This window comes from Hyalangium versicolor (genome assembly GCF_020103695.1).
GTDB classification, from domain to species: Bacteria; Myxococcota; Myxococcia; order Myxococcales; family Myxococcaceae; genus Hyalangium; species Hyalangium versicolor.
Genome location: NZ_JAHXBF010000014.1, coordinates 272,514 through 295,579 on the forward strand (window position 1 = coordinate 272,514; position 23,066 = coordinate 295,579).

17 protein-coding genes are annotated in these 23,066 nt (G+C 66.4%); 3 read left to right on the forward strand and 14 right to left on the reverse strand.

Annotation, left to right across the window (positions count from 1 at the left end):
- Window positions 1–45: 45 nt before the first annotated feature.
- From coaD to KY501_RS28585, 4 genes are all read right to left on the reverse strand, one after another.
- The gene (coaD, locus tag KY501_RS28570) at window positions 46–528 is read right to left on the reverse strand and encodes a pantetheine-phosphate adenylyltransferase (protein WP_224366633.1); all 483 of its coding nucleotides are present in this window, start codon (window positions 526–528) and stop codon (window positions 46–48) included.
- A gap of 33 nt (window positions 529–561) precedes the next feature.
- Window positions 562–1,119, reverse strand: a complete 558-nt coding sequence (gene rsmD / locus KY501_RS28575) for a 16S rRNA (guanine(966)-N(2))-methyltransferase RsmD (RefSeq protein WP_224366634.1) — start codon at window positions 1,117–1,119, stop codon at window positions 562–564.
- Window positions 1,120–1,123: 4 nt separating this feature from the next.
- Complete coding sequence (locus KY501_RS28580) at window positions 1,124–2,167, reverse strand: hypothetical protein (RefSeq protein ID WP_224366635.1); 1,044 nt, start codon at window positions 2,165–2,167, stop codon at window positions 1,124–1,126.
- A 106-nt stretch (window positions 2,168–2,273) separates the two neighbouring features.
- Window positions 2,274–3,296 carry a cation diffusion facilitator family transporter gene (locus tag KY501_RS28585; protein WP_224366636.1) on the reverse strand — a complete coding sequence of 341 codons (1,023 nt, stop codon included), beginning with the start codon at window positions 3,294–3,296 and terminating at the stop codon, window positions 2,274–2,276.
- A 113-nt stretch (window positions 3,297–3,409) separates the two neighbouring features.
- On the opposite strand from KY501_RS28585, the gene KY501_RS28590 reads away from it, so the two are divergent.
- From KY501_RS28590 to typA, 3 genes are all read left to right on the forward strand, one after another.
- Complete coding sequence (locus tag KY501_RS28590; RefSeq protein ID WP_224366637.1) at window positions 3,410–4,990, forward strand: sigma 54-interacting transcriptional regulator; 1,581 nt, start codon at window positions 3,410–3,412, stop codon at window positions 4,988–4,990.
- Window positions 4,991–4,994: 4 nt separating this feature from the next.
- Window positions 4,995–5,921, forward strand: coding sequence for an alpha/beta fold hydrolase (locus KY501_RS28595; protein ID WP_224366638.1), 927 nt, complete (start codon window positions 4,995–4,997; stop codon window positions 5,919–5,921).
- Window positions 5,922–6,137: 216 nt separating this feature from the next.
- Window positions 6,138–7,979 carry a translational GTPase TypA gene (gene typA, locus KY501_RS28600; RefSeq protein WP_224366639.1) on the forward strand — a complete coding sequence of 614 codons (1,842 nt, stop codon included), beginning with the start codon at window positions 6,138–6,140 and terminating at the stop codon, window positions 7,977–7,979.
- 15 nt (window positions 7,980–7,994) lie between these two features.
- Here the strand turns inward: typA and KY501_RS28605 are convergent, their stop codons facing one another.
- The 10 genes from KY501_RS28605 to KY501_RS28650 form a co-directional block, all read right to left on the reverse strand.
- Complete coding sequence (locus tag KY501_RS28605) at window positions 7,995–8,543, reverse strand: Uma2 family endonuclease (protein WP_224366640.1); 549 nt, start codon at window positions 8,541–8,543, stop codon at window positions 7,995–7,997.
- Between the two features lie 166 nt (window positions 8,544–8,709).
- The gene (locus KY501_RS28610) at window positions 8,710–9,273 is read right to left on the reverse strand and encodes a Uma2 family endonuclease (RefSeq protein WP_224366641.1); all 564 of its coding nucleotides are present in this window, start codon (window positions 9,271–9,273) and stop codon (window positions 8,710–8,712) included.
- A gap of 365 nt (window positions 9,274–9,638) precedes the next feature.
- Window positions 9,639–11,033: an ammonium transporter gene (locus KY501_RS28615; RefSeq protein ID WP_224366642.1), complete on the reverse strand. Its 1,395-nt coding sequence runs from the start codon at window positions 11,031–11,033 to the stop codon at window positions 9,639–9,641.
- Window positions 11,034–11,159: 126 nt separating this feature from the next.
- The gene (locus tag KY501_RS28620; RefSeq protein WP_224366643.1) at window positions 11,160–12,461 is read right to left on the reverse strand and encodes a monooxygenase; all 1,302 of its coding nucleotides are present in this window, start codon (window positions 12,459–12,461) and stop codon (window positions 11,160–11,162) included.
- 391 nt (window positions 12,462–12,852) lie between these two features.
- Complete coding sequence (gene cglE, locus KY501_RS28625; RefSeq protein ID WP_255636925.1) at window positions 12,853–13,434, reverse strand: adventurous gliding motility protein CglE; 582 nt, start codon at window positions 13,432–13,434, stop codon at window positions 12,853–12,855.
- Window positions 13,435–13,671: 237 nt separating this feature from the next.
- Complete coding sequence (locus KY501_RS28630; RefSeq protein ID WP_224366645.1) at window positions 13,672–15,663, reverse strand: TonB family protein; 1,992 nt, start codon at window positions 15,661–15,663, stop codon at window positions 13,672–13,674.
- Window positions 15,664–15,717: 54 nt separating this feature from the next.
- Window positions 15,718–15,993, reverse strand: coding sequence for a hypothetical protein (locus KY501_RS28635; RefSeq protein ID WP_224366646.1), 276 nt, complete (start codon window positions 15,991–15,993; stop codon window positions 15,718–15,720).
- A gap of 189 nt (window positions 15,994–16,182) precedes the next feature.
- Window positions 16,183–17,565 carry a tetratricopeptide repeat protein gene (locus KY501_RS28640; RefSeq protein WP_224366647.1) on the reverse strand — a complete coding sequence of 461 codons (1,383 nt, stop codon included), beginning with the start codon at window positions 17,563–17,565 and terminating at the stop codon, window positions 16,183–16,185.
- Window positions 17,566–17,603: 38 nt separating this feature from the next.
- A complete protein-coding gene (locus KY501_RS28645; protein WP_224366648.1) occupies window positions 17,604–21,248 on the reverse strand; it encodes a tetratricopeptide repeat protein in 3,645 nt (1,214 codons plus the stop codon).
- Between the two features lie 203 nt (window positions 21,249–21,451).
- A complete protein-coding gene (locus tag KY501_RS28650) occupies window positions 21,452–23,053 on the reverse strand; it encodes a tetratricopeptide repeat protein (RefSeq protein ID WP_224366649.1) in 1,602 nt (533 codons plus the stop codon).
- Window positions 23,054–23,066 lie beyond the last annotated feature (13 nt).

Here is a 23,066-nt window from a genome sequence, read left to right on the forward strand (position 1 = left end):
TTGCTACCGCGAGTTGCCCCGGCCGGACAAGCACTACCGCGTATTTCAGGGCTTCCGCGCGAACTTCTCCTTCAGCTTCGCGTGCACGTTCTCCGGCACCATCCCCGTCACATCCCCGCCGAACGAGGCCACTTCCCGAACGAGCTGTGACGAAATGTAGAAATAATCCTCACCCGTCATCATGAAGACGGTCTCGATACCGGGTGCCAGCTTGCGGTTCATGTTGGCGAGCTGGAACTCGTATTCGAAGTCGGAGACGGCACGCAGCCCGCGGATCAGCACGTTCACCTTGCGGCTCTTGGCGTACTCCACCAGCAGGCCCTCGAAGTAGTCCACCTCCACGCGCTCGTCCGGGCAGGCGTCCCGGATGAGAGCGCGCCGCTCCTCCAGCGAGAAGAGTGGCACTTTCTTCGGGTTCACAGCGATGGCCACGATCAGCCGATCGAACATCTGGAGGCCGCGCTGGATGAGGCTGACGTGCCCGTTGGTGAGTGGATCGAAGGAACCTGGATAGATGGCCACCGGCATGGCGGAGGAGTCTCGGATGCCCGCAAGGGACGGTCAAGGAATGCGGTAGAAGCTCACCAGCGTGTCTCCGAACCGGCGCTGATCGTCCCGGGCGAAGCCTTCATGAGACTCCGGAGCTGGCTCGCGTTTATCGTGCTCGATGACAAGTAGCCCTCCGGGCGCCAGCAGCCCCGCCCTCCCCACCTGCTCCAGCACTTCCTCCACCACCCGCGCCGCATACGGTGGATCCGCGAAGATGAGCTCGAAGCGCTCGCCCCGTTTGCCCAGCGCCTCCACCGCTCGCGCCACCGGCTGACCGAGGACCTCTACCTGGGACGTGAACCCCAGCGCCTCCGTGTTCTGCCGGCACAGCCCGAGCGCCTCGCGGTCCGAGTCCACCAGCACCGCGCGCCCCGCTCCGCGTGAAAGCGCTTCCAACGCCAGTGCGCCCGTGCCCGCGTAGAGGTCCAGCACGGTCTGTCCCTCCAGCCACTGGCCGAGCACGTTGAAGAGCGTCTCGCGCACGCGGTCCGCCGTGGGGCGGATGTGCCGGGACGTCGTCTTGGGCCCTTGGATCGCGCGGCCCTTCGCACTGCCTGCGACGATGCGCATCGGCTCAATCGCCCCGGTTCTCGGCCAGCCACACCATGGAGCGCCATCCCGTCCGGGACACGCCCAGCAGGGACAGCACCTCGGTGGCCTCCGTGAAGGTCAGCGCCTCCAGCTTGTCGCGCGCGGCGGACTCCAACGGAGGCAATTGCTCCTCGATGAGCCCCAGCAATTCGCCGGGCGGAACACCCGTGGCCTCCGCCTTCTGCTCCACGACGCCCCGAGCCTCCGCCGGCCATGCGGCCAGAGCGATACGCTCGAAGGGGCCCGCGCAGTCCACCTTGCGTACCCCGGCGGCGACAAAGGTCGGCAGCGATCGCAGCGATCGCTCCCCCACCTCCGCCACCGTCACGCTCACGCCGTACTCCGTGGCCAGCTCCACCAGCAGGTGCAGCATCCCCACGTCGAGGTCCTCTTCGCCAAACGCCGACGACGGCACCCGCAGGAATCGAACCGGCACGCCGCCCTTGCTCAACCCCTCGAGCAACGGACGGGCCTTGTCCGTCACGGTATCCCACTCCTGGGCGGAGGCCGGCAGGGTGACTTCCAGGGGCAGCTCGCGCTCTCGCAGGGGCGCGGACAACGAGCGGACCACCTCCACCGCCGAAGCCGCGTCCAGCCGGGATACATCCAGCGACACCAGGGAGAACCCGTCATCCACCAGCCGGAAGATGGCCTCCTGCTGCACGGCCACGCCCTCCGGCTTGGGTTTGGCCACGCGCACCGGCCCGGCCTGCAGGAAGAGCGGGCGCGCATGCTCCGACTCCGCGGCGGCGGCCTTCACGGTGGCCAGGAAGCGCTCGGTGGCGCCTCGATCCGCCAGCGGGTGCGAGCACGCCAACCCCAGCACCGAGTCCTCGGCCCGCGCCGCCGCCAACAACCCCGGTACGGACGCCTTGGCCCGCACGGGGATGCAGGGCAGCGCCACCGGAGCGCCCTCCAGGGCCCGGAGCAGCTCGCTCGGGCTGAGCAGCGGCAACCGGGAGCCCTGCCCCAGCCGTGCCACCGCGTTCGCTGGCCGTAGCGCCAGCACCTTGTCCAGCACACTCATCGGCCGACGAGGATGGTCCGACTCTCTGGCCTCTGCAAGACAACTGCGCACGGAGCGTCGTCTCCCTACCGGTCAGGTCCGCCTGGAGGGAGCCCCGCCGCGGGCCTCAGTGCACCTCACCCACGTGGGCGTAGGCCTCGCTCTCGATCTGGATCGTGGTGTGATCGATCCCGAACCGATCGAACAGCTCGTGCTTCACCGCCGAGAGGATCTCATCGTTGTTGCACGCCAGCGCGTTCACCACCACCAGGTGCACCGAGAGTGCGTACAACCCGCTGGAGATCGTCCACACGTGGAGATCGTGCACGGCGCTCACGCCGTTGACGTTCAGCAGCAGCCCGCGCACCGCCTCGAGATCCACGTGGGCGGGCACGGCCTCCAGCAGCACGTCCACCGCGTCCTTCACGAGCCGGATGGCGCCCACCACGATCACCACCGAGATGAGCACGGAGATGATTGGATCCACGACGAACCAGCCCGTCAGGGCCATGATCCCCGCGCCCGCGAGCACGCCCACGCTGGACAGGGTGTCCCCGAGCACGTGCAGGAACGCTCCACGCACGTTCAGCGAGTGCGTCCGGTGCAGGAAGCCCAGCGCGCCCAGGTTCGCCACCAGGCCCACCAGCGCCACCACCGCCATGGTGCCCAGGTTCACGGGCGTCGGCGTGCGGAAACGCTCCCAGGCCTCGATGACGATCACCACCGTGATCCCCAACAGCAGCACGCCATTGAACAGCGCGCTGAGGATCTCCATCCGGTAGTACCCGTACGTCTTCTTCACGGTGGCCGGCTTGCCCGCGAACCACAGCGCCAGCAGGCTCAGCGCCAGCGCCGACACATCCGTGAGCATGTGGCCCGCGTCGGACATCAACGCCAGCGAGTTCGTCAGGAAGCCGCCCACCGCCTCGGCCAGCGCGATCGTCGCCGTCAGCACCAGCGCGAACAGCAGCCGGTTCCGATCCTTGCGCCGCTCGTCCGCCAGGTTGGACGGCCTGCGAGGCGGGTGACCGTGCCCATGACCGTGCCCATGGTCATGATCGTGGTCATGGTCATGCCCGGCATGATCATGCCCGTGTCCGCCACTGTGGGCCTGCCTCGAACCGCCTCGGTTATGCGCCGATGTAGTCACGGGAGAGAACCCTGCGGACAGCACGCCGCTCTCAGTATATGAGCATCGGCTGAAATTCGGACACTCAGCGGCCCCGAGATGTCCTGGCCCCGGACAAGGGGACGAGGAGCGGGATGGAATTCGAGAAGTACCAGAACCTGCACACCATCATCATGCTCAAGGAGGTCATCCGCAAGTGGTGGCAAGCGGAGCTGGTCTTCGCGGACAAGCATGGGGTGGTCCAGGAGTGGCAGCGCGGGGATATCATCCCGCCGCCCAACGACTTCTGCCGCCTGTCGCTCCTCTCCAAGGAGGGCGGCCGCCGCTGCAGCCAGTCGGTTCGCGTCCTTCACGAGAAATTCAAGAGCAGCAAGCGCCTGCGCCGGGCCCTCACCCACGACTGTCACCTCAACTTCACCATCATCGGAGCCCCCCTCTATATCGATAATGAGTACGAGGGGATGCTCTTCATCGAGGGCTTTGCCCGGCAGCCACCCGGCGAGCGCGAGGCGGAGGTGCTCAAGTCACAGATCCGCGAGCTGACCACGGTGGACACGGATCTGGATCGCGCCGTGGCGCGCGTCCCCGTGATGGATGCCTCCGAGCTGGGCAAGCTGTCGGACCTGCTCGAGTTCGCGGTGAACGAGATCGCCAGCTACGAGGCGGAGCTGTCTCGCAAGGACGAGACCATCCACTCGCTGTCCAACGAGCTGTCGGACCGCTACCGCTTCGAGAAGATCATCGGGCGCTCCACGGCGATGATGGAAGTGTTCAAGCTGATGGAGAAGGTGGCCAACTCGGACTCCACCGTGCTCATCAACGGCGAGTCCGGCACCGGCAAGGAGCTGGTGGCGCGCGCCATCCACCACAACGGGCCTCGCAAGGAGAAGCCCTTCGTGGTGCAGAACTGCTCGGCCTTCAACGACAACCTGCTGGAGAGCGCGCTCTTCGGGCACACCCGGGGCTCGTTCACCGGCGCGCTGCGAGACAAGAAGGGCCTCTTCGAGGTGGCCGACGGCGGCACCTTCTTCCTGGACGAGGTGGGAGACATGTCCGCCGCGCTCCAGGTGAAGCTGCTGCGCGTGCTGCAGGAGGGCACCTTCATCCCCGTGGGCGGCAACCACTCCAAGGAAGTCGACGTGCGCGTCATCGCCGCCACCCATAAGGATCTGAGCGAGCTGGTGAAGAAGGGCGAGTTCCGCGAGGACCTCTACTACCGCATCAACGTCATCCGCCTGCACCTGCCGGCCCTGAGGGACAGACGCGAGGACCTGGCCATCCTCATCGACCACTTCCTGCGCAAACACCACCGCGAGAACCAGCGCACCCGAGGGCTCTCCCAGGAGGCGCTGGCCATCCTCCACGCCTACCCGTGGCCCGGGAACATCCGCGAGTTGGAGAACGAGATCGAACGGCTGCTGGTGCTCGGCGGGGATCTGGACCTCATCCCGCCGGATCTGATCTCCAGCCGCATCCGGGACGCAGTGATGCCCGGGGGCACCTCGCTGATGTCCTCGGTGCGCACCACCGGCAAGCTGAACGAGGCGGTGGAGGCGCTGGAGCGCGAAATGATTCAACGCGGCCTGGTGCGCACCCAGTACAACAAGAGCCGACTGGCCCGGGAACTCGGCATCAGCCGCTCCAACCTCATCCTGAAAATCTCCAAGTACGGCCTGGACCGGGGGTCGGACTCGAGCGACGAGGCCGAAGACTGAGCCCATGAGCCACTACTTCCGTCAGGACTTTCTGCGCGTGCCCGATGGGGCCGAGCTCTACTTCCAGGTGCTCGGCGAGGGCGAACCGGGGATGGTGCTCTGCGATGGGCTCGGGTGCGATGGCTTCGCCTGGAAATACCTCACGCCCTACCTGGCCCGGCAGCACCGCGTGCTGCGCTGGCACTACCGCGGCCATGGCCGCTCCGGGCTGCCGCAGGATCGCACCCGCTTCGGCATGCTCTACACCTGCGAGGACCTGGACCGCCTCATGGACGCGGCCGAGGTGAAGCAGGGCATCATCTTCGGCCACTCCATGGGCGTGCAGGTGGCCCTGGAGTTCCACCGCCGCTACGCCCACCGCGTCCGGGGCCTGGTGCTCATCTGCGGCAGCTACGGCAACCCGCTGGACACCTTCCACGACTCCACCTACCTCAAGCGCGTCTTCCCCCTCATCCGCCACCTCGTGGAGCGCTACCCGCAGCGGGCCAGCCGGCTCATCCACTCGCTGCTGAGGACGGAGCTGGCCATGCAGGTGGCCCTCACCGTGGAGGTGAACCGCGATCTGCTCTCTCGCGCCGACTTCGCCCCCTACTTCGAGCACCTGGCCAACATGGATCCCGTGGTCTTCGTCCGGACGCTGGACTCCATGGCCAACCACACCGCCTGGGACCACCTGCCCCACGTGGACGTACCTACGCTCATCGTCGCCGGCGAGCGGGACAAGTTCACCCCAGCCTGGCTGTCCCGGAAGATGGCCGAGCGCATCCCCGACGCCGAGCTGATGCTCGTACCCTTGGGTACCCACACCACGCCCCTGGAGTACAAAGAGCTGGTGGAGCTGCGAGTCGAGCGCTTCCTGCGCGACCGGCTGGGCATCCAGCTGCCCTCGGGGGCTCGCCTGCCCCCCGAGAGGGATGTCACGTCTCGGTAGCACCCGGCGGGAGGTCGGGGGATACCCCAGCGGGGGAAGCCTGCTTCCCCGCCCCCCTGGACTCTGAGAGAGGGCCCCCTGGGGCTCAAAGTACCGGCGTTCATTGCGGACGGGGGGGCTGCGGCATATAAGCCCCCGCCTCGTGCGTTCCGGTGGGATTCGGGGCGTTTCTGTTCCACGGAAGGCCCTGCCCTTCAGCATTGATTCTTCGTCCGTATGATTGCTCGCGAAAACATCCGAAACGTCGCCATCGTCGCTCACGTTGACCATGGCAAGACCACTCTCGTCGATCACATGCTCCGCCAGGCGGGCATCTTCCGCACCAACGAGGCCGTCGTTGAGCGAGTGATGGACTCCAACGACCTCGAGCGCGAGAAGGGCATCACCATCCTCGCGAAGAACACGGCCGTTACCTACAAGGGCCACCAGATCAACATCATCGACACGCCGGGCCACGCGGACTTCGGCGGCGAGGTGGAGCGCGGCCTGCGTCTGGTGGATGGCGTCATCCTGCTGGTGGACGCCGCCGAGGGCCCCCTGCCCCAGACGCGCTTTGTGCTCAGCAAGGCGCTGGGCATGGGCCTGAAGACGGTGCTGGTCATCAACAAGATCGACCGCCAGGACGCTCGGGCCAAGGAAGTGCTGGATCAGGTGTACTCGCTGTACATCGATCTGGGCGCGGATGACACGCAGCTCGAGATGCCGGTGCTCTACACGATCGCCCGCCAGGGTCAGGCGTCCACGCAGCTGGACGTGCCGGGCAAGACGCTGGAGCCCCTGTTCTCGGCGATCCTCGAGCACATCTCTCCCCCGCCCCAGAGCACGGAGACCGTTCCGCAGCTGCTGGTGGCCAACCTGGACTACGACGACTACGTGGGCCGCCTCGCGGTGGGCCGCATCCTGTCGGGCCGGCTGACCCCGAACATGCCGGTGTCCGTGGTGCGTGAGGGCGGCAAGATCGAGAAGGGCAAGATCGTGAAGCTGTACGGCTTCTCGGGCCTGAAGCGCACCGAGATCGCCGACGCGGGCCCTGGGGAGATCGTCTCCATCGCGGGCATCGAGGACATCTCCATCGGAGACACGATCTCGGACATCGAGAAGCCGGTGGCCCTGCCGCGCATCACCGTGGAAGAGCCCACGATGATGATGATCTTCCGGGTGAATGACGGGCCTTTGGCGGGCAAGGAGGGCAAGTACGTCACCTCTCGCCAGCTGCGTGAACGTCTGTACCGCGAGTCCTACCGCAACGTGGCCATCCGCGTGGAGGACACGGCGACGCCGGATGCCTTCAGGGTGGTGGGCCGTGGTGAGCTCCAGTTGGCGGTCATCATCGAGACGATGCGCCGCGAGGGCTACGAGCTGACGGCGTCGAACCCGGAGCCGATCACCAAGGAGGTCGAGGGCCAGGTCCACGAGCCGATGGAGCTCTTGGTGTGCGACGTGCCCGAGAACAGCGTGGGCTCGGTGACGGAGCGGCTGGGGCCTCGCAAGGGGCGCATGGTGGACATGACGCAGCTGGGCTCGGGCCGCACGCGGCTCCAGTTCCGCATCCCGGCGCGTGGGCTCATTGGCTTCCGCTCGGAGTTCCTCACGATCACGCGTGGTGAGGGCATCATGAGCAGCCAGTTCGACGGGTACGAGCCGTGGTTCGGCTACATCCCGAAGCGCAGCAACGGCGCGATGGTGTCCGACCGGTTGGGCGAGACGGTGCCCTACGCTCTGTTCAGCATCCAGGAGCGCGGGGCGCTCTTCATTGGCGCGGGCGTGACGGTGTACGAGGGGATGATCATCGGCGAGCACGCCCACCCCTCCGAGCTGAACGTGAACTGCTGCCGCGAGAAGAAGCTCACGAACATCCGCGCCGCGGGCCGTGACGAGAACGTCATCCTGACTCCGCCGCGAGAGATGGGGCTGGAGAAGGCGCTGGAGTGGATCGCCGACGACGAGCTGGTGGAGGTGACGCCGAAGTCGGTGCGCCTGCGCAAGAAGGCACTCGCGGTGGGCGAGCGCTACCGCGCCGAGCGCGACCGCAAGCGCGAGGAGCGCGAAGAGGCGTAACGAAGGGACCTGGGCTCAGGCCCAAAGCCGAGCCAGGTCCAGCTCGAGTGCCTCGAAGGGCGCTGCGCGCACGCGAACTGCGCCCTCATGCACGCCGAGCTGCACGTAGCGGCCCTCCCCGAGTCGCAGCACTTCCAACGTGCGCGCCTCGGGATCCACCAACCACAGGTGACCCACCCCTTCTCGGGCATAGACAGGCACTTTGACCTTCCGGTCCAGGCGTGACGTAGAGGGAGAGAGCACTTCGCAGGCCCAGTCGGGAGCCAGATTGAACGCGGCTCCTTTCGGCAGCACAGGGAGCCGCTCACGCCGCCATCCGGCCAGGTCCGGCACCAACACGTCCTGGCCCAGGTGCAGCTCGGGCTCATCGAGAAGGAGCCAGCCGCCGGGACCTCCCTCCCCTAGATCGAATGGACCTCCCAGCATGACTCCCAACCGCGAGGAGGCAAATGCGTGAGGGACTGCCGGTCGAGGGCTGGCGTATAGCTCCCCGGCGATGATCTCCCCCACCACACCTGCGGGAAGCGCTTCGAGATCCGCATATGTGGCGGGTTTGCGTCCCATTGCTTCCCCATGTTCCCCAACACCCATCCCCATTTCCATGAGGAGGGTCTAACACTTGGGTCTGACGCTGTAGGTTGCGCCAGTGCTTCCTACCCTTCAGGTTGCATCTGGCTCCCATCAAACGCAAGAGACAGCATCCCTCATTCGGGGCTCCCCCGAGCTGAGCTCAGCGCGCCCAGAGCTTGCCCAGCTCGAGTGCAAGCGCTTCGAAGGGCTCGGCACGCACCTCTAATGCCCCTACGTGCGTGCCCAGCATCAACCACCGTCCCCCCTCCAATCGGTAGACCTCGAGCATCTGCGCTGCCGGATCCACCAACCACACGTGCTTCACGCCTTCGCGGGCGTACACTCCCATCTTTCGTCCGCGATCCAGCACCGTCGTAGAAGGCGAGAGCACCTCACAGACCCAGTCTGGTGGAAGCTTGAAGCCCACGGTGTCCGGCATCTCCGGCATCCGCTCGCGCCGCCACCCCGCCATGTCGGGAACCAGGACGTCCTTCCTCAGATGCAACTCCGGCTCGAACAGGAGCAGCCATCCCCCAGGACCGCCCTTCCCATGCCCAAACGGCCCCATCAGCTCGCCTGCCAGCACCGTCGTCGCCAGTGCGTGCCGTGATGCAGGCCTCGGGCTCACGTAGAGCTCGCCCCCCACCAGCTCACCTACGACGTTGGATGGAAGCTTCTCCAGATCCTCGTAAGTTGCGCCGCTCCGAGGCGACTGGTCGCTCATGCGCCCAGGATGCTATGCGCCCTTGGCAACCGCAAGCCCCTCCTCCCACACCCCACCCGCTTGCTCATTCATGCAGCCAGGATGGATCCTACCTCTGACATCCTGTGAACCACGCCCCAGTCAAGAGGTCACCGTCGGGCTGGCGCTCCGTGAGCGGAATCGAAGCGGGCTCCTCATGCAGGAACTCCGCCTCCAGACTCCGTCCGCAGGGAACTCGACTCGGGACTCGCTCGTGGAATCCCAGAGTCACGGCACTTCCAGACAAAGAGGAGCGGACAACCCACTCTCCACTTGCCGCACTTCAGGAATCACCTGCCCAGGAGGGAGGAGTCTGGCTCCTCACCTCCAGGCTTCCCACGTCCCGGCTAGGCCGGGACCGGGATCTGCGGCTGCTGCGGCGAAGACGAAACGGTGCTCGGGGTAGCCTCGGCGTGAGCAGCCTCCGGCGCCATCGGAGCCACCGCCGTCTCGCCCACCGTCTCTCCGTGCTGGCTGAGATCGAGTCCCTCCTCCTCGTGCTCCTTGGTGACGCGCAGCGGGATGATGCGATCCACCACCTTGTAGAGCACGTACGAGCCCACGAAGGAGAAGACCGACACGATCACCAGCGCCAGCATGTGCATGAGGAACGTCCGCGTCTGCCCGTGGATCAGCCCCACGTCCTTGGCCAGCGCGCCCGTGAGGATCATACCCACCACACCGCCCAGGCCGTGGCAGGGGAACACATCCAGCGTGTCATCCAGCGCCGTGCGGCTCTTGAACGCCACCGCCGCGTTGCTGACGAAGCTGGCCACCAGGCCCACCATGATGCTCTGGCCCACGGTGATGAAGCCAGCTGCCGGAGTCACCGCCACCAAGCCCACCACCGCGCCCACGCAGGCGCCCATGGCGCTCGGCTTGCGGCCGCGCAGCCAGTCGAAGGCGAGCCAGCCCAGCATGGCCGCCGCTGAAGCCGTGTTGGTCGTCGCGAACGCCAGCGTCGCCAGCGACGAGGCCGACAGCGCCGAGCCCGCGTTGAAGCCGAACCAGCCGAACCACAGCATGCCCGTGCCCAGCAGCACGAACGGCAGGTTGGCCGGAGTATGGGTCACGTTCTCCACGTGGACCTTGCGCCGCCCGAGCACCATCGCGCCCGCCAGCGCCGCGAAGCCCGCGGACATGTGCACCACCGTGCCGCCCGCGAAGTCCAGCACGCCCCACTGGCGCAGGAAGCCCTCCGGGTGCCACGTCCAGTGCGCCAGCGGCGCGTAGATGAACAGGCTGAAGAGCACCATGAAGACCACGTAGGCCTTGAAGCGCACGCGCTCGGCGAACGCGCCGGTGATCAGCGCCGGGGTGATGATCGCGAACTTCAGCTGGAACAGCGCGAACAGCATCAACGGGATGGTGGGCGCCAGATCCGGGTGCGTCTCCCCACCCACGCCGTTGAACATGAAGAACGTGCGCGGATCTCCGATGATCCCGTGGATGCTGTCACCAAAGCTAAGACTGAAACCCACAGCCACCCATAGCAGGCTGATGACCGCCATGGCCATGTAGCTCTGCATGAGCGTGGAAACCACGTTCTTCAGCCGGACCATGCCGCCGTAGAAGAACGAGAGTCCCGGCGTCATCAGCAGCACCAGCGCGGTAGCCGTGAGAACCCAAGCCGTGTCCCCTGCATTGATGGGGCTGCCCTGCTTCACTTGGGCCGAGGGCTCGACCACCAGGCCCAACACTCCCATTCCAGCCAGGACAGCAACCGCCAGCCACTTCTTCATGCGCTCCTCCAGCACGTGAGGCGACGCATTGCATCGTGACAATTGGCCAGCTTAATTTCAAGCACCTTTAGACTTAAAGACGGAAACTTAAGCCTAGCTGTCCGGTCCCCTGGGGTAGTTCTTGGTTCATTGGGTCATATAGAAGGTTCCCAGGCACATCTCGTCTTCGGTGCCCTCCCCCCACATGACGTCCTGCGCCATGGGCAGGCTGTTGTCCCAGTGGCACTCGATGGCCATGCGATCGCCTGCCGTGAGGACCTTCGGCTGGGCGAACGCGTAGCTGCCCTGCCAGTGGAAGTCCCAGCGGGGGATGTCGAGCATGCAGTCGGTGCCGCCCGTCTTCCGCTCGATCTCCATGCGTCCCCACGAGCCGAGCGTGTGCATGTGCAACCCGGCCGAGTACACGGTGATGGGCACTCCGTTCACGAAGACGCCCCGCGTCACGTTCGAGAGCAGCGGCACCAGATCGAACGAGAAGCGATAACGGACATCCGCCTGCCCCGCGGGGATGAGCATGGCATCCGACTGGCGCCAGCTCGGATTCGTCCACGGCTGCATGATGGCCACCTTCTGCACCGAGGACTCCAGGCGCACGGAGACCGAAGTCGTGTCGGCCGCCGCGTTCGCGCTGCTCAGGTTGTAGTGGACCTGCAGGACGATCTTGGAGCCGGGCTCCACCTGGATACCCGTCCCATCGGGGTAGTCCATACCGCCGCTGCCCGGCACCCAGCTGCCAATCCAGGACACCGTGTTGCCGAGCAGCCCAGGGCCTCCGAAGCAGGTGTACCCCGGCTTCGGATCCGCGTCGTCCAACGCCTGGTAGGTGGCCACTTCGTCGGGCTTCGCCAGAAACGCAATCACGTGGTGCACGATCGACGGCCGCCCCGGATTGCCTCGGAAGCCACTGATGTAGCGCGTGGCCGTCTCCGGCCAGTCGAGCACGAAGCAGCGATACTCATCCGGAGACTGCGTGGGCGAGTACGCCTCGGGCATTGCCAGCGTCAGGTCCGCACGTGACAGCCCTCCCTGGCTCACCCTGGGGACAGTGGGCTCGTCCACGGGATCGCCCTCGGCTCCGCCCTCTTCCACCCAGCGGGAGATCAGCGCGATCTGCTCATCCGAGAGCGAGCGATCCTGCTGGTACTCCGTGCAGTCCCGCGCCGGCATCCACGGCGGCATGATGCGCGCCTTCACCGAGGCCTTGATGGCTCCGCGCATGGCGAAGACCTGCTCGTAGTTCTGGAGCGGAAATGGCGCGATGCCTCCCTCGACATGACACCCGCCACACTTCTCCTGGACGAGCGGCGCGATATCCCGATGGTAGGTGGACGGGACGGGCGGCGGCAGCGGGGTCTCCTCCGCCGCGTCTCCACAAGCGATCAGCAGGATCGCGATCAGGCCCGTGCCCAGTCCCAACAATCGGCGCATGGCAACCCCTCGGAGGTGCTCGGAACGAGCCGGTCCATCCGGCTTCGTCCGGCAGTGCCTTCACTGGCTGGCACAGGGATGGACGCGCGTCGGCATGGATGTGAATTCCGAAGGACCCGGAAAGGCCGAGGAGTGAAGTCTCAGGCCAGCGCTTCGGTCGTGAGGATCAGCACAAGGACGAACAGGAAACGCGCAAGGCCCACAAGCTCTCTCATGATTGCACCCAGATGAAGATGAGACCCGGGCCCACTGCAGGCCGGATGCCAAGGCGTGCTCACTGTGAATTCAGGCTGTTACGAGGTACCGGCCATCCATCACCGTCCCGCAGCGCGGGCGGCACGCTCTCCAGACGCGGGCGGCACGCGGCTGCTCGCAGTCGCAGCTCGGCGGCTCAGAACGTGTACTTCACTCTCGGGAACAGCGCGAAGGTGGGGATGTTCGGACCAATGACATAGCGAGCCAGGAAGTCCGCCCCCACCGAGAAGTGATCCATCATCGTCCCGTACTCGATGCCAATGCCCACGCCCGCATTGAGCGCGTTGACGGAGCGGCCCGGATCTCCCTCCACATCCACCGGCGCCGGATCCAGCCGCGTGTACCCGGCCGCCACCTTCGGCGTCAGGTAGAGCCGATCCGTCATCCGCACGTGGTAGGCCGCCGTCATGTCTCCGAAGGCCACCGTGAAGTTGTCCGACAGTGCGCAGATGTCCGAGTCTGGCAGGTAGCCCGCGAAGCAGTTCGCCGCCGACGAGCCCAGCCCGAAGTGCAGCCCGAGCGAGATCGTCTCCGTCAGGTCATACCCCACGCCGAGCTGCAGGTACGACTGCGCGTTCGAGTACGTGTTCTCCCCGCCGAGCGTGAAGAACATGCCGATGTCCGTCTCGGTGAAGAAGCCGCGGCGCGGTTTGAACTCCACGCCTTCAGGCGGAGGACCCGCCAGGGCAGAGGTGGACACAGCGAGCGCGGCGACCATCAGGTACTTCCTCACAGAACCTCCCACGCAGGCACTCCCTGGCTCATCCGGGAGCGGCGCTGGACGTTAATGACGCCTCCCGCGCAACGGCAACGCCTGACGTGAAAACTCTTCAGGGCGAACGTCTTCCACCCCACGACTCCGGAACCTCGAGCCCCACTTCCCGCAAAGAGGAGAGCCCCCAGGCACCCGGAGGCGCGCTGGAGGCTCTCGGACTTCAGCTCCGAGGGGAGTGGCTCAGCCCTCGCCCTCGCTGCCGGCGGGAGAGAAGAGCCACGGGTAGGTGACCGCCACCACACCGCCGCCCTTGGGCTCGGGGAACTTCCAGCGGCGGATGCGCGACAGCATGCAGTTCTCCGCCGTGGAGTTGTTGAGCGTCGTCTCCGTCACCGAGGCGTCCGCCACCGCACCCGCCGGGTCGATGGTGAAGGCCACCGCCACCTTACCGGCCAGGCTCGGGTTCTTGTTCAGCTCGGACTCGTAGCAGTATTTGATCTCGTTCTGGTGCTGCCGGATGATCTTGGCGATCACGTCCTTGTCCAGGCCGCCCACCACCGTGGTTTTGCCCGGGATGATCTTCGTGGTCGCCTTGCCCTTGCCGCCCAGGTCGATGCCGCCGTGGCCACCGGTACCGCGGCCGTTGCCCTGGGTGCCCAGGCCACCGATGCCCAGCGCCGTGCCGCCACCGCCCGAGCCATTGCCGCGCGAGCCCAGGCCGCCCACGCCCTGCGCATCACCCAGCCCCGCGCCCGACTTCAGGCCGCCGAGCGAGTTGTTGATACCCGTACCCAGACCGCCGGGCCCGAACACGTCCGAGGCTCCACCCTTCAGGCCCTTGAAGGCGCCGAGCAGACCGACCTTGCCCACCACCTGCCGGTCCTTCTCGCGCTTGGTCTTGTCCACCACCGGAGTGCCCGGCTTGGAGGGATCGGCCTCTTCCTTCTTGGCCTCCTGCTTGCCGAACTTGCCCTCCTCGTCCTTGGCCTTGGCGCCCTCCTCCACTCCGGAGAGCTTCAGCTTCTTCACCTCGACCTTCTTCTCGGGCTTGATGAGGAACTTCGCCACCCGCTGCTGATCCTGGAGGATGTCATCCGCGTTCGGCGTGTCCGAGCGCGGCGTCAGCAGCATCGCGACGATGACCGCCGCCGACGCCATCAGCGTGATGCAGGTGATCTTGAAGTAGGTGAAGTCCGCCTCGTTCAGCGTGTTCACCTTCAAGGCCGGCGAAGGCTTCACGTACCGCACCACGAAGGCGATCGTCCCGAGCGACACCTCCGCCCGGTCGTGCAGCCCCAGGGAGAAGACCTGGCCCTGGTTCGCCACCGAAGACGCCAGCTTCCCCGCCGCGCGCAGCGCATCCTTCGTCCGCACATCCCCCTGGTTGGTGACGAAGACGCCACCGCCCGCGGGCACGCGCAGCTCCACCTTGCCGCCCTCGCCCACCGCCAGCACGTGGCGCTTGCCCACCGCGGAATCGAAGACGTGGAAGAAGTTCTTCTTCGCCTCGCCGATGGTGACCGGCACCCCATCCTTGAAGTGCTGCACCTCGAGGATCTGATCGCCCCAGAGCATCGCCACCTGGAGCACCTTCGCCTCGGGCGTGGGCATCGCGTCCGGAGGCAACGGCTCCTGCAGGTGCGCCGCCGGCTGCGGCTTCTTCGCCTGCGGAGGCACTGGAGTCGCCGCCGGGGCCGTCGCCGGAGCCTTCGTCGGCAGAGGGACCGGCGTCGGCGTGGCCTTCAGCCGCAGCCCCGGAGGCGTCAGCGTGCGGCTCGACGGAGGCACGACGACTTCCGGAGCCGCGTGCATCGAAGGCACCGGCGCCGGCACCGGCGTGCGCTGCGTCACCGAACCCTGGAAGGCCGGTCCGCTCACCTGCGCACCCACCGGCACCTTGGGAGCAGGAGGCTCGGCCTCGCCAAAGAGCACCTCCACTCGAGAGGAGCCCACCGACAGCACATCTCCGGACGCCAGTGGCTTGGGCACCATCAACCGCTGCCCGCCGACCGCCGTTCCGGACTCGCTGCCGAGATCAATCGCGGTGACTCCGCCGTCCCTGTCCACCTTCAACATCACGTGAAGGTTGGAGACACTCGGGTCTGGAATCTTCACCGCCGCCTGTGCGCCCGAACCGACAATGATGCTCTCCGCGTCCGCGATGGTCTCCATCGTGGACCCGTCCGGTCCGGTGATACGCAACCTCAATCCGTTGTTCTTCGCCGCCGCCATGAGGATCGTTCCCTTCCCCTTCCACACCCAGAAAACGCGCGCCCCCTTCAGGCGCTAGAGGTTGTCCACCGACTTCTGCAACTCAGGGTTGAAGTTGTCCCGGACCTTGATGAGGCTTTGAAAGTCCGTCTTCTTCCGGTTGAGGACGTAGGAGCCTTCCGGCTTGGTGAGCTCGCCCTCCACCGTCACATCCGTGAAGTCGATGACGGTCTTCTTCCGATAGACCGTCTTGTCTTCCTCCTGGATGATCTTCACTTCGTCCTTCTCCTGAGCCACCGCAGGGCCCGCCCACAACGCCGCCGCCACCACCGCCGATGCCAGTCGCTTCATCTTCAGCCTCCGTTCACCCATCGGTTTCGACAGCGAGCCCTGGAAGAGGTTCCCGCAGGTTCTTGCAGGAGTCGATCCAAGCCCAATTCCCAGGATCGTAGGGAACTTGGCCCTCGCCTGCCACGTTGCCCGGCCCCCATCGGGAAAAATCTTCCCACTGCTTCCAGTCATTTGTCCCGTCCGAGGTGCTCAAGGTGCAGGCGAGGGAGCAGGCGCACCGGCCGGAGCCGTCTCGTTCGCGGGAGCTGCCTCCTCGGGCTCGGGCGCGTTGCCTTCCTGTTGCGCCGCGTCCTCCGACACCTTGTCCAGCAGCGAGTTGTCACCGCCCTGAGCCGGGGTGGCCGCCTTCTTCTCCTCGGCCGTGGGCTGGGGCGCGCCGTTCTTCTGCATCGCCTGGATGCCCTGCACCTTGGCCTCGATCATCTGCTTGTCCTGCGCCGAGGTGCTCTGCAATCCCTTGCAGCGTTCGAGGAAGCCGAGCGCCTTGTCCCAGCCAGCGCGGTCCGACGCATAGGCCCAGCCCGCGCCGCAGACGGCATCCGGTTGCTCCGGACGCAGGACGAGCACCTTCTCGTAGGCCTCACCCGCGACGATGCCCTTCTTCGGATCGCGGCCCTTCTGCCCATCGAGCGCGTAGGCGTAATAGAGGTGGCCCTCGTAGGCGGCGGGATCGAGCTCCACCGCCTTGGAGAAGGCCCGCTCGGCGCCCTGATAGTCCCGGTAGGACAGCGCCATGGCGCCGATGTTCAGGTAGCCCGGAGCGAACTTCTGATCGAGCGACACGGCCTTCTGGAACTGGGCCAGCGCGCGAGGACGATCGTTCAGCTTCAGGTAGATCATCCCCAGGTTGTTGTAGACGCCCGGATCGTTCTCCGCGAGCTTGCGAGCGTTGGCGCTCACCACCTCGGCCAACCGGTAGTTGCCCTGGTCGTAATAGATGAGGGCCAGGTTCTTGTAGGCCTCAGGGTTGTCCTTGCTGCGCGCGAGCACGCGACGCGCGGTGGCCTCGGCCTCGTCGAACCGGCCCGCCAGCCGGTAGGCCACGGTGAGGTTGTTGAGCAGCGCCACGTCATGCTCGTGGCCCGGAGCCTTCAACGCCTTCTCGTACAAGCTGATGGCGTCGTCGAACCGATCCTGCAGCCGGTACAGCCGGCCCAGGTTCAGCAGCGAGGGCTGGTGGTTCGCATCCACCGAGAGGACCTTCTCATAGGCCGCCTGGGCATCCGGGAGGCGGCCCTGGCGCTCGGCGATGAGGCCCAGGTTGAACTGGGCGTTGAGGCTCTGCGGAGCCCTCGCCACCACCTCCTCGAAGGCCTTGCGGGCCGCGTCGTAATCCCCGGCATCGAACGCCGCGAGCGCGGCCTGGAACCGCTCCTGCGCTCCGGAGTCCGTGGCCCCCGGCCCAGCGGCCGGCGTGGGCGACGCAGCCGGCGAGGCAGGCTGAGCCGCGACCTGCGTGGGCTGCTGCTTCGGCGCCGTCTCGGTGAGAGGCGTCGGCTTGATCTGCGAGCCCGTGGCACACGCGGTCGTGAAGGCGAGCGCGGCGGCTGCGAACGTGCGAGCGATCGTCATGGCGTTCTTCCCTGAGGATTCGATGGATGAAGTGCGCTTCACGGCCGGACCTCCCCCACCGTGGCGGCAGGCGAAGGCGTGGCCTGAGGAACAGCCCGCGGAGCCTGCTGTTGCTGCTGCGGCTCAGGCGTTGCCGGAGCGGGCGCCGGAGTGCCAGGAGCAGCAGGCTGGGCTCCCGCTGTGGCGGCGGCCGACATCCCCGGATCCTTGGCCACGTCCGAGGTGGCGAAGAACTCGCTGCCGCGGAAGGGCACCTGCCGCACCTGCGCGTAGGCTCCTGGACGGTACTTGTTCACCTGGTCCTGCGCCGCGAGCGTCCACTCGTTGTAGATGGACAGCTCGTAGGCCTTGTCGAGCGCCTTCTCCAGCGCCTCGGTGGACTTGTCCTCGAGCGGGAGCGCCAGATTCTCCAGCTCGCTGCGGTACATGGCGAGCTGATCCTCATCCAGCCCCTTGGGATCCGGAGACTCGAGGATGTTGCGAGCGAAGTCCGAGTACGCCAGCCCGATCCGCGTGAGCGCCGCGATACCCCACTCGCCCGAGCCGACGGCCAGCACCGCCGCGTACTCCTTCTCGAGCTTCTGCATCTCTCGCTGCTTGGCGGCCAGGTCGCGCCGGATGGTTGCCACGCGCGAGAAACGGATGTCCGTGTAGCGCTTCCACAGGAAGTCCAGCTCCAGGAACCGGGCGTGGGCGTAGGCATCCAGCAGGCTGACGTTCTTCTTGTCCTCCTCCGAGAGCCGGGCCCATCCGCGCACCATGTCGCCCTGGACGCGCTCCATCTCCTTGGCGTTCTTCAACTGCCGGTACGCCAGCAGCTCGTGGTACTTCGCCAGGTAGGCCTGGCCGGAGGCGATGCGCGAGTCCTGCCCGTACGTCGCCGCGAAGGAGGCAAACGCCCTCGCTGCCTCGGACCAGCGGGCATCCTTCTCGTGGACGAGCCCGATGTTGAAGGCGAGCTGCGGCACGTCCTTGCGATCCCGGAAGCGCGAGATGTACGCGCTGTAGGCGACGACAGCCTTCTGGGACTCGCCCACGCCCTCCCACCAGAGACCGGCGTTGAAGAGCGCGTCGGCCACCCAGCCCTCGGCCTCCGTCAGGAGCTGCTCACGCTCGGACCCGGGCTGCCCCTCCGGCTTCTTCGCCGGAGCCGCCGCAGTCTTCGCGCCCTTCTTCGCGACCTTGGCCTTCTTCGCGCCCGAGTCCTTCCCCGTGGCGGTGTCATAGGCGGCGACGAAGCCCTCATACGCCTCGGCGGCCTTCCGGAACTCGGCCATCTTCTCGTAGAAGCCCGCCAGCGTGAAGCGGACCTTCAGCGCGAAGGGGCTGTCCGGGTACTCCGCGAGGACACGTTCGCCGGCCTCGACGCCGCGATCCAGCTCCGCGGCCTCCTGGAAGATGATCATCGCGTAGGTGAGCGCCCGGTCCGCGTTCTCCGACTTGGGGAACTCGGTGACGAACTGCTGGAAGAGCTCGGCGGCCTTCTTCGGGTTCTTCTCCTGGCGGTAGACGACCTCATCCACGTACTTGTACTGGCTGCCCTCCACCACCTTGGCCACGCGCACAGCGAAGTCCGTGCCCGGCTTCGTCAGCTTCTTGTTGGACAGGAACTGACGAGACAGCTTGCTGAGTTCGAGCCACTCCTCGCGGCTCTCCAGCACGAACATCGTCAGGTCCGCCGCGTCCCGCGAGCGCCGCTCCTCCGGGTACTTGGCGATGATCTCGCCGAAGCGCCGCGCCGCGTCCACGAAGTGGTTCCGGTCATACAGGATGACGGCGGCCTGGTAGCGCAGGTCCACCTCGTCCGGATTGTCCGGGTAGAGCTTGTTGTAGACGTCGCAGGCGGCGACGAGGCGATCCTCGAAGCGGGTGAGCGGCTGCTCCTGCTGCTCCTTCGCGTTCTTCTTGACGATGCGCTTCTTCTCGACGTCGCCCTTGTACTTGTTCTCGTCGACCTTCTGGCCGTCCTTGAGGTTGCTCTGGGTGAGCTGGCCGCGCTCGATCTTCACCAGCTTGTCGTAGGCGAGCACCGCCGCGAACGAGGCGCTCTTGCGGTAGGACTCGTTGGAGACCTCCTTGGCCGAGTCCCGGTCCGGGATCTTGAACGCCACCACCGCGTCGTACTGAGCGGCAGCCGCCTCCCACTCCTCGAGCGTCCAGAGGATCTCCGCGTAGAAGAAGCGCAGGTTGAAGGCCGAGTCCGAGACGAACTCCGGATCCGCGCTGGACGCGAACGTGTCCACGTACTCCTTGTAGATGTCGCGGGCAAGCCGGTAGGTCTCCACCTGGCGCGTCTTCTGCGCCTCCTGGTGGTACTCGGTCACCATCACGCGCATGGCCTCTTCGGTGACGTTGAACGCGTTGCGCAGCACCGTCTTGCTGCCCGTGTTGGCCTGCCACCACGAGCCGCCCGGACGGTAAAGCTCCACCATCTTCTTCATCTCGGAGCGGACCTGCGTGCGCTGGCGCAGCCCCTCGTAGGCGCGGACGATGGCCTGCTGGTACTCGGGCGCGCCCGGGCCCATGGGCTTGTCGTCGATCAACCAGTGGAACATGAGGATCGCGCTGTCGAAGTGACCCGCGTCCGCCAGCCCCACCGCTGTCTTCGAGATCAGCCGCGACTGCCGCTTCGCAGGCGCCTTCTGCTTGAAGTAGGCAATCGCCTCCTTCGGCTGATCCAGCTGCACGTAGAAGACCGTCAGGTCGCTGAGCGCCTCCGTCTTGAGGTCGCCCAGCTCCTCGCCGCGGGTCTCCGCGAACTCCACCGCCTCCTGCAGCTTCTTGAGGCCAGCGTCGTACTCACCACTGTTGAAGTCGCACCAGGCCAGCTTGTAGATGGAGTAGGCGTAGATCTTCGGCACGCCCGTCTCGCGCGCCTTCTCGTAGTTCTTCCGCGCCGGGGCCAGCTTGTTGTTGTCGAAGTAGTAGTTGCCCAGCTGGATGTACGCGTCCGGCACGAACTGCGACTTCGGGAAGTCGCGGATCAGCTCCTCGTAGCGCTTCACCGCCTCGGGGCCGCGGTTGAGCTCCTGGAGGTTGTAGGCCTGCGAGAAGAGGACCTCATCCCGGAGCTCGTACTGCGGATAGTCGCGCAGGATGTCCTCGTAGAGGCTCATCGTCTCGGCGCGGTAGCGCTCGCTGTCGCGGTGATCCTCCTTGGGGGCATCGATCTTGTCGCCCCGGGCCACCGCCGCGTCGTACTTCTTCTCCTCGGCCAGGTACCGGTCCATCTCCAGCCGGTAGAGGTACTTGGACTTCTCCCAGTACAGCTCCGAGAGCCGGTAGAGCAGATCCGCCTTGCGCGAGGTACCGTCCTGGATCTTCGGGATCAGCCGCTTGAAGCCCTCGATGGCCTCGTCGCGCTTCTTGTCCGCCAGCGCGTCCTTCTTGCTGTCGGCGATGCGCGGCAGATCGGCGAACTTGGCGCTGGCGGGGCTCACCCGCGCCGGGCCATTGCGCCGCTCCTTCTCCTCGGGCTCGCCCGGGATGGCCGACGGCGCCTTGGCCGTGGCCTCCTTGGCCGTAGCCTCCTTGGAGGCGCCAGCCTTGGAACCCGCCTTGGCCTTTGCCGCCGCCGCTGGAGGCTTCTTCGCCGCCTTTCTAGGCGCCGCCGCCTCCCCCACCCCACTCGCGGTGAGCGCTACGCCCACCGCCAGCGCACCAAAACGAAGGAACGCCTTCATGCGAACTCCTGCCATCGAAGGGACGACCGAAGGTAGACGCGCACTCTTGGAATGAGAAGTGCTGCAACCGTGCCAAGACGACAGAATGCGCCCCAGAGGGCATTGGAGGGTTCAGCAGCTGAACACGAAAAAGGGGCGGCCACGGCGCGGAACAACGCGCGGACTCGCCCCCTTACTCCTGACTGCTCGAACGCCGATCAAGCCTACCGCGAGCCCAGCTCCTCACGATCCTCGTCGCGCCCCTGCTGGCTCCGCTGCTCCTGGCCAGGCTTCGCCGGACAGCCCCGCTTGAGCGTGTACTGGTAGTAGCCGATCTCGTCGATCCAGAACTCGCCCTGGAACTTCCAGTAGTTCCAGGCGGCGCCGGGCATGGCGGGCCGATAGAGCGACTGCCGCTTGAGCAGGGCCTTTTGATCCACGCCCGCCTGGAGCAGGTCCTTCTGATCGAGCGCAGTCTGCACGCGGATGATCTCGGCCTGGTCGGAGAAGGTGCGCAGGTTGTCGGAGGCCTCGCGGAGCCGACTCTTGGCCAGGGTGCCGCCCACCTGGAGCAGCGTGTTGCGGACATCCTCCAAGGAGGCCACCGTCTGCGTCGCCAGAGCGCTCCCCTTCCAGGACGACGAGCCGACGATGGCCCGCTTCTCCGAGTCCACGTTGGCCAGCACCCGCATCACCTCGCGGATGCGCTCGTTGTTGCGGATCCACAGGTACACCGGGCGAGGCAGCCGCCGGTTCTCCGAGGCGGACACCATGTTGAAGGTGGGGATCAAGTCCACGTCGTCGCCGGTGAAGGGCTGCAGCTGCTTCGCCATCGGCCCGTACACGTCGTCATACGCGGCCAGCGTCGTCTTCACCTCGTCGAAGAGGCAGCTGTAGTAGTAGACGGTCGCCTTGAGGATCCACGACTCGGGCTGGAAGGCGCCGGCGAACTGGGGCGCATGCAGTGCCTGGAGGCTGCCGAGCGCTCCGCCGAAGTCCTCGTTCTGGAAGCGGGAGAAGCCATTCTCGAAGAGGGCCTGATCCCAGTAGCGCGAGTAGCGCGGGACGGCCTCGTAGGCCTCGCTCGCTTCCTTATACTCCCCGCGCCCGTAGTGGAGGCGCCCGAGCCCCAGCATCGCCAGCTCGCGCGTCTCCTTGAACTCGAGCTGCCGCTCGGCCTTCTCGCCTTTCTGCTTCAAAACCGTCTGGAACGCGGCCAGGGCAGCCTTGTCCAGCGCATCCGCCTCGCCCGGGCGGCCCGGGAAGCGCGGATCAGCCAGCACGATGCCCAGCAGATACTGCGACTTGGCATAGACTCGGCTGTCGGGTGGCACCGCCTCCAGCAGCGAGCGCGCCTCCTCGAAGCGGCCACGGCGGTGGCTGATGGTGCCCACCAGGAAGTTGATGCGCGCGAGCACCTCGCGAGGCAGCGTCACCCACTGATCCCGCACCTCATCCGTGTAGGCCTGGTTGAGCAGGCTGGGGATCAGGTTCTGCTCATCCAACTGCTGCTGGATGTCGACAAGCCCCTCCACTCCCTTGAGGTACGAAGGGTGCTTCGGGCCGGCTTTGACGATGGCGGCATAGGTGACGAAGGCGGCCACTGGGAGGCCCTTCTTCGCGAAGGTCTGCGCCAGGTAGTACTCGGCCTTGCCCTTCGTCTCCGGATCCGAGGCCCGCTCGGAGGTCTCGAAGAAGAGCGGCGCGGCCGCGTCGAGATCACCCGCGTTGAAGGCGGAGAGCGCGCGGTTGTAGGCATTCACATCCTGGGCGGACGCCGCGAGCGGTGCCAGGACGACGGCGACGAGTGCGAGCAGTCGGGACATGACAGAGGTTTCC

What these genes read in the sequence shown, in the direction of transcription:
- coaD (WP_224366633.1), bottom strand. Translation starts at nt 528, where the DNA reads ATGCCGGTGGCCATCTATCCAGGTTCCTTCGATCCACTCACCAACGGG.
- rsmD (WP_224366634.1), bottom strand. Translation starts at nt 1,119, where the DNA reads ATGCGCATCGTCGCAGGCAGTGCGAAGGGCCGCGCGATCCAAGGGCCC.
- KY501_RS28580 (WP_224366635.1), bottom strand. Translation starts at nt 2,167, where the DNA reads ATGAGTGTGCTGGACAAGGTGCTGGCGCTACGGCCAGCGAACGCGGTG.
- KY501_RS28590 (WP_224366637.1), top strand. Translation starts at nt 3,410, where the DNA reads ATGGAATTCGAGAAGTACCAGAACCTGCACACCATCATCATGCTCAAG.
- KY501_RS28595 (WP_224366638.1), top strand. Translation starts at nt 4,995, where the DNA reads ATGAGCCACTACTTCCGTCAGGACTTTCTGCGCGTGCCCGATGGGGCC.
- typA (WP_224366639.1), top strand. Translation starts at nt 6,138, where the DNA reads ATGATTGCTCGCGAAAACATCCGAAACGTCGCCATCGTCGCTCACGTT.
- KY501_RS28605 (WP_224366640.1), bottom strand. Translation starts at nt 8,543, where the DNA reads ATGGGACGCAAACCCGCCACATATGCGGATCTCGAAGCGCTTCCCGCA.
- KY501_RS28610 (WP_224366641.1), bottom strand. Translation starts at nt 9,273, where the DNA reads ATGAGCGACCAGTCGCCTCGGAGCGGCGCAACTTACGAGGATCTGGAG.
- KY501_RS28615 (WP_224366642.1), bottom strand. Translation starts at nt 11,033, where the DNA reads ATGAAGAAGTGGCTGGCGGTTGCTGTCCTGGCTGGAATGGGAGTGTTG.
- KY501_RS28620 (WP_224366643.1), bottom strand. Translation starts at nt 12,461, where the DNA reads ATGCGCCGATTGTTGGGACTGGGCACGGGCCTGATCGCGATCCTGCTG.
- cglE (WP_255636925.1), bottom strand. Translation starts at nt 13,434, where the DNA reads ATGGTCGCCGCGCTCGCTGTGTCCACCTCTGCCCTGGCGGGTCCTCCG.
- KY501_RS28630 (WP_224366645.1), bottom strand. Translation starts at nt 15,663, where the DNA reads ATGGCGGCGGCGAAGAACAACGGATTGAGGTTGCGTATCACCGGACCG.
- KY501_RS28635 (WP_224366646.1), bottom strand. Translation starts at nt 15,993, where the DNA reads ATGAAGCGACTGGCATCGGCGGTGGTGGCGGCGGCGTTGTGGGCGGGC.
- KY501_RS28640 (WP_224366647.1), bottom strand. Translation starts at nt 17,565, where the DNA reads ATGACGATCGCTCGCACGTTCGCAGCCGCCGCGCTCGCCTTCACGACC.
- KY501_RS28645 (WP_224366648.1), bottom strand. Translation starts at nt 21,248, where the DNA reads ATGAAGGCGTTCCTTCGTTTTGGTGCGCTGGCGGTGGGCGTAGCGCTC.
- KY501_RS28650 (WP_224366649.1), bottom strand. Translation starts at nt 23,053, where the DNA reads ATGTCCCGACTGCTCGCACTCGTCGCCGTCGTCCTGGCACCGCTCGCG.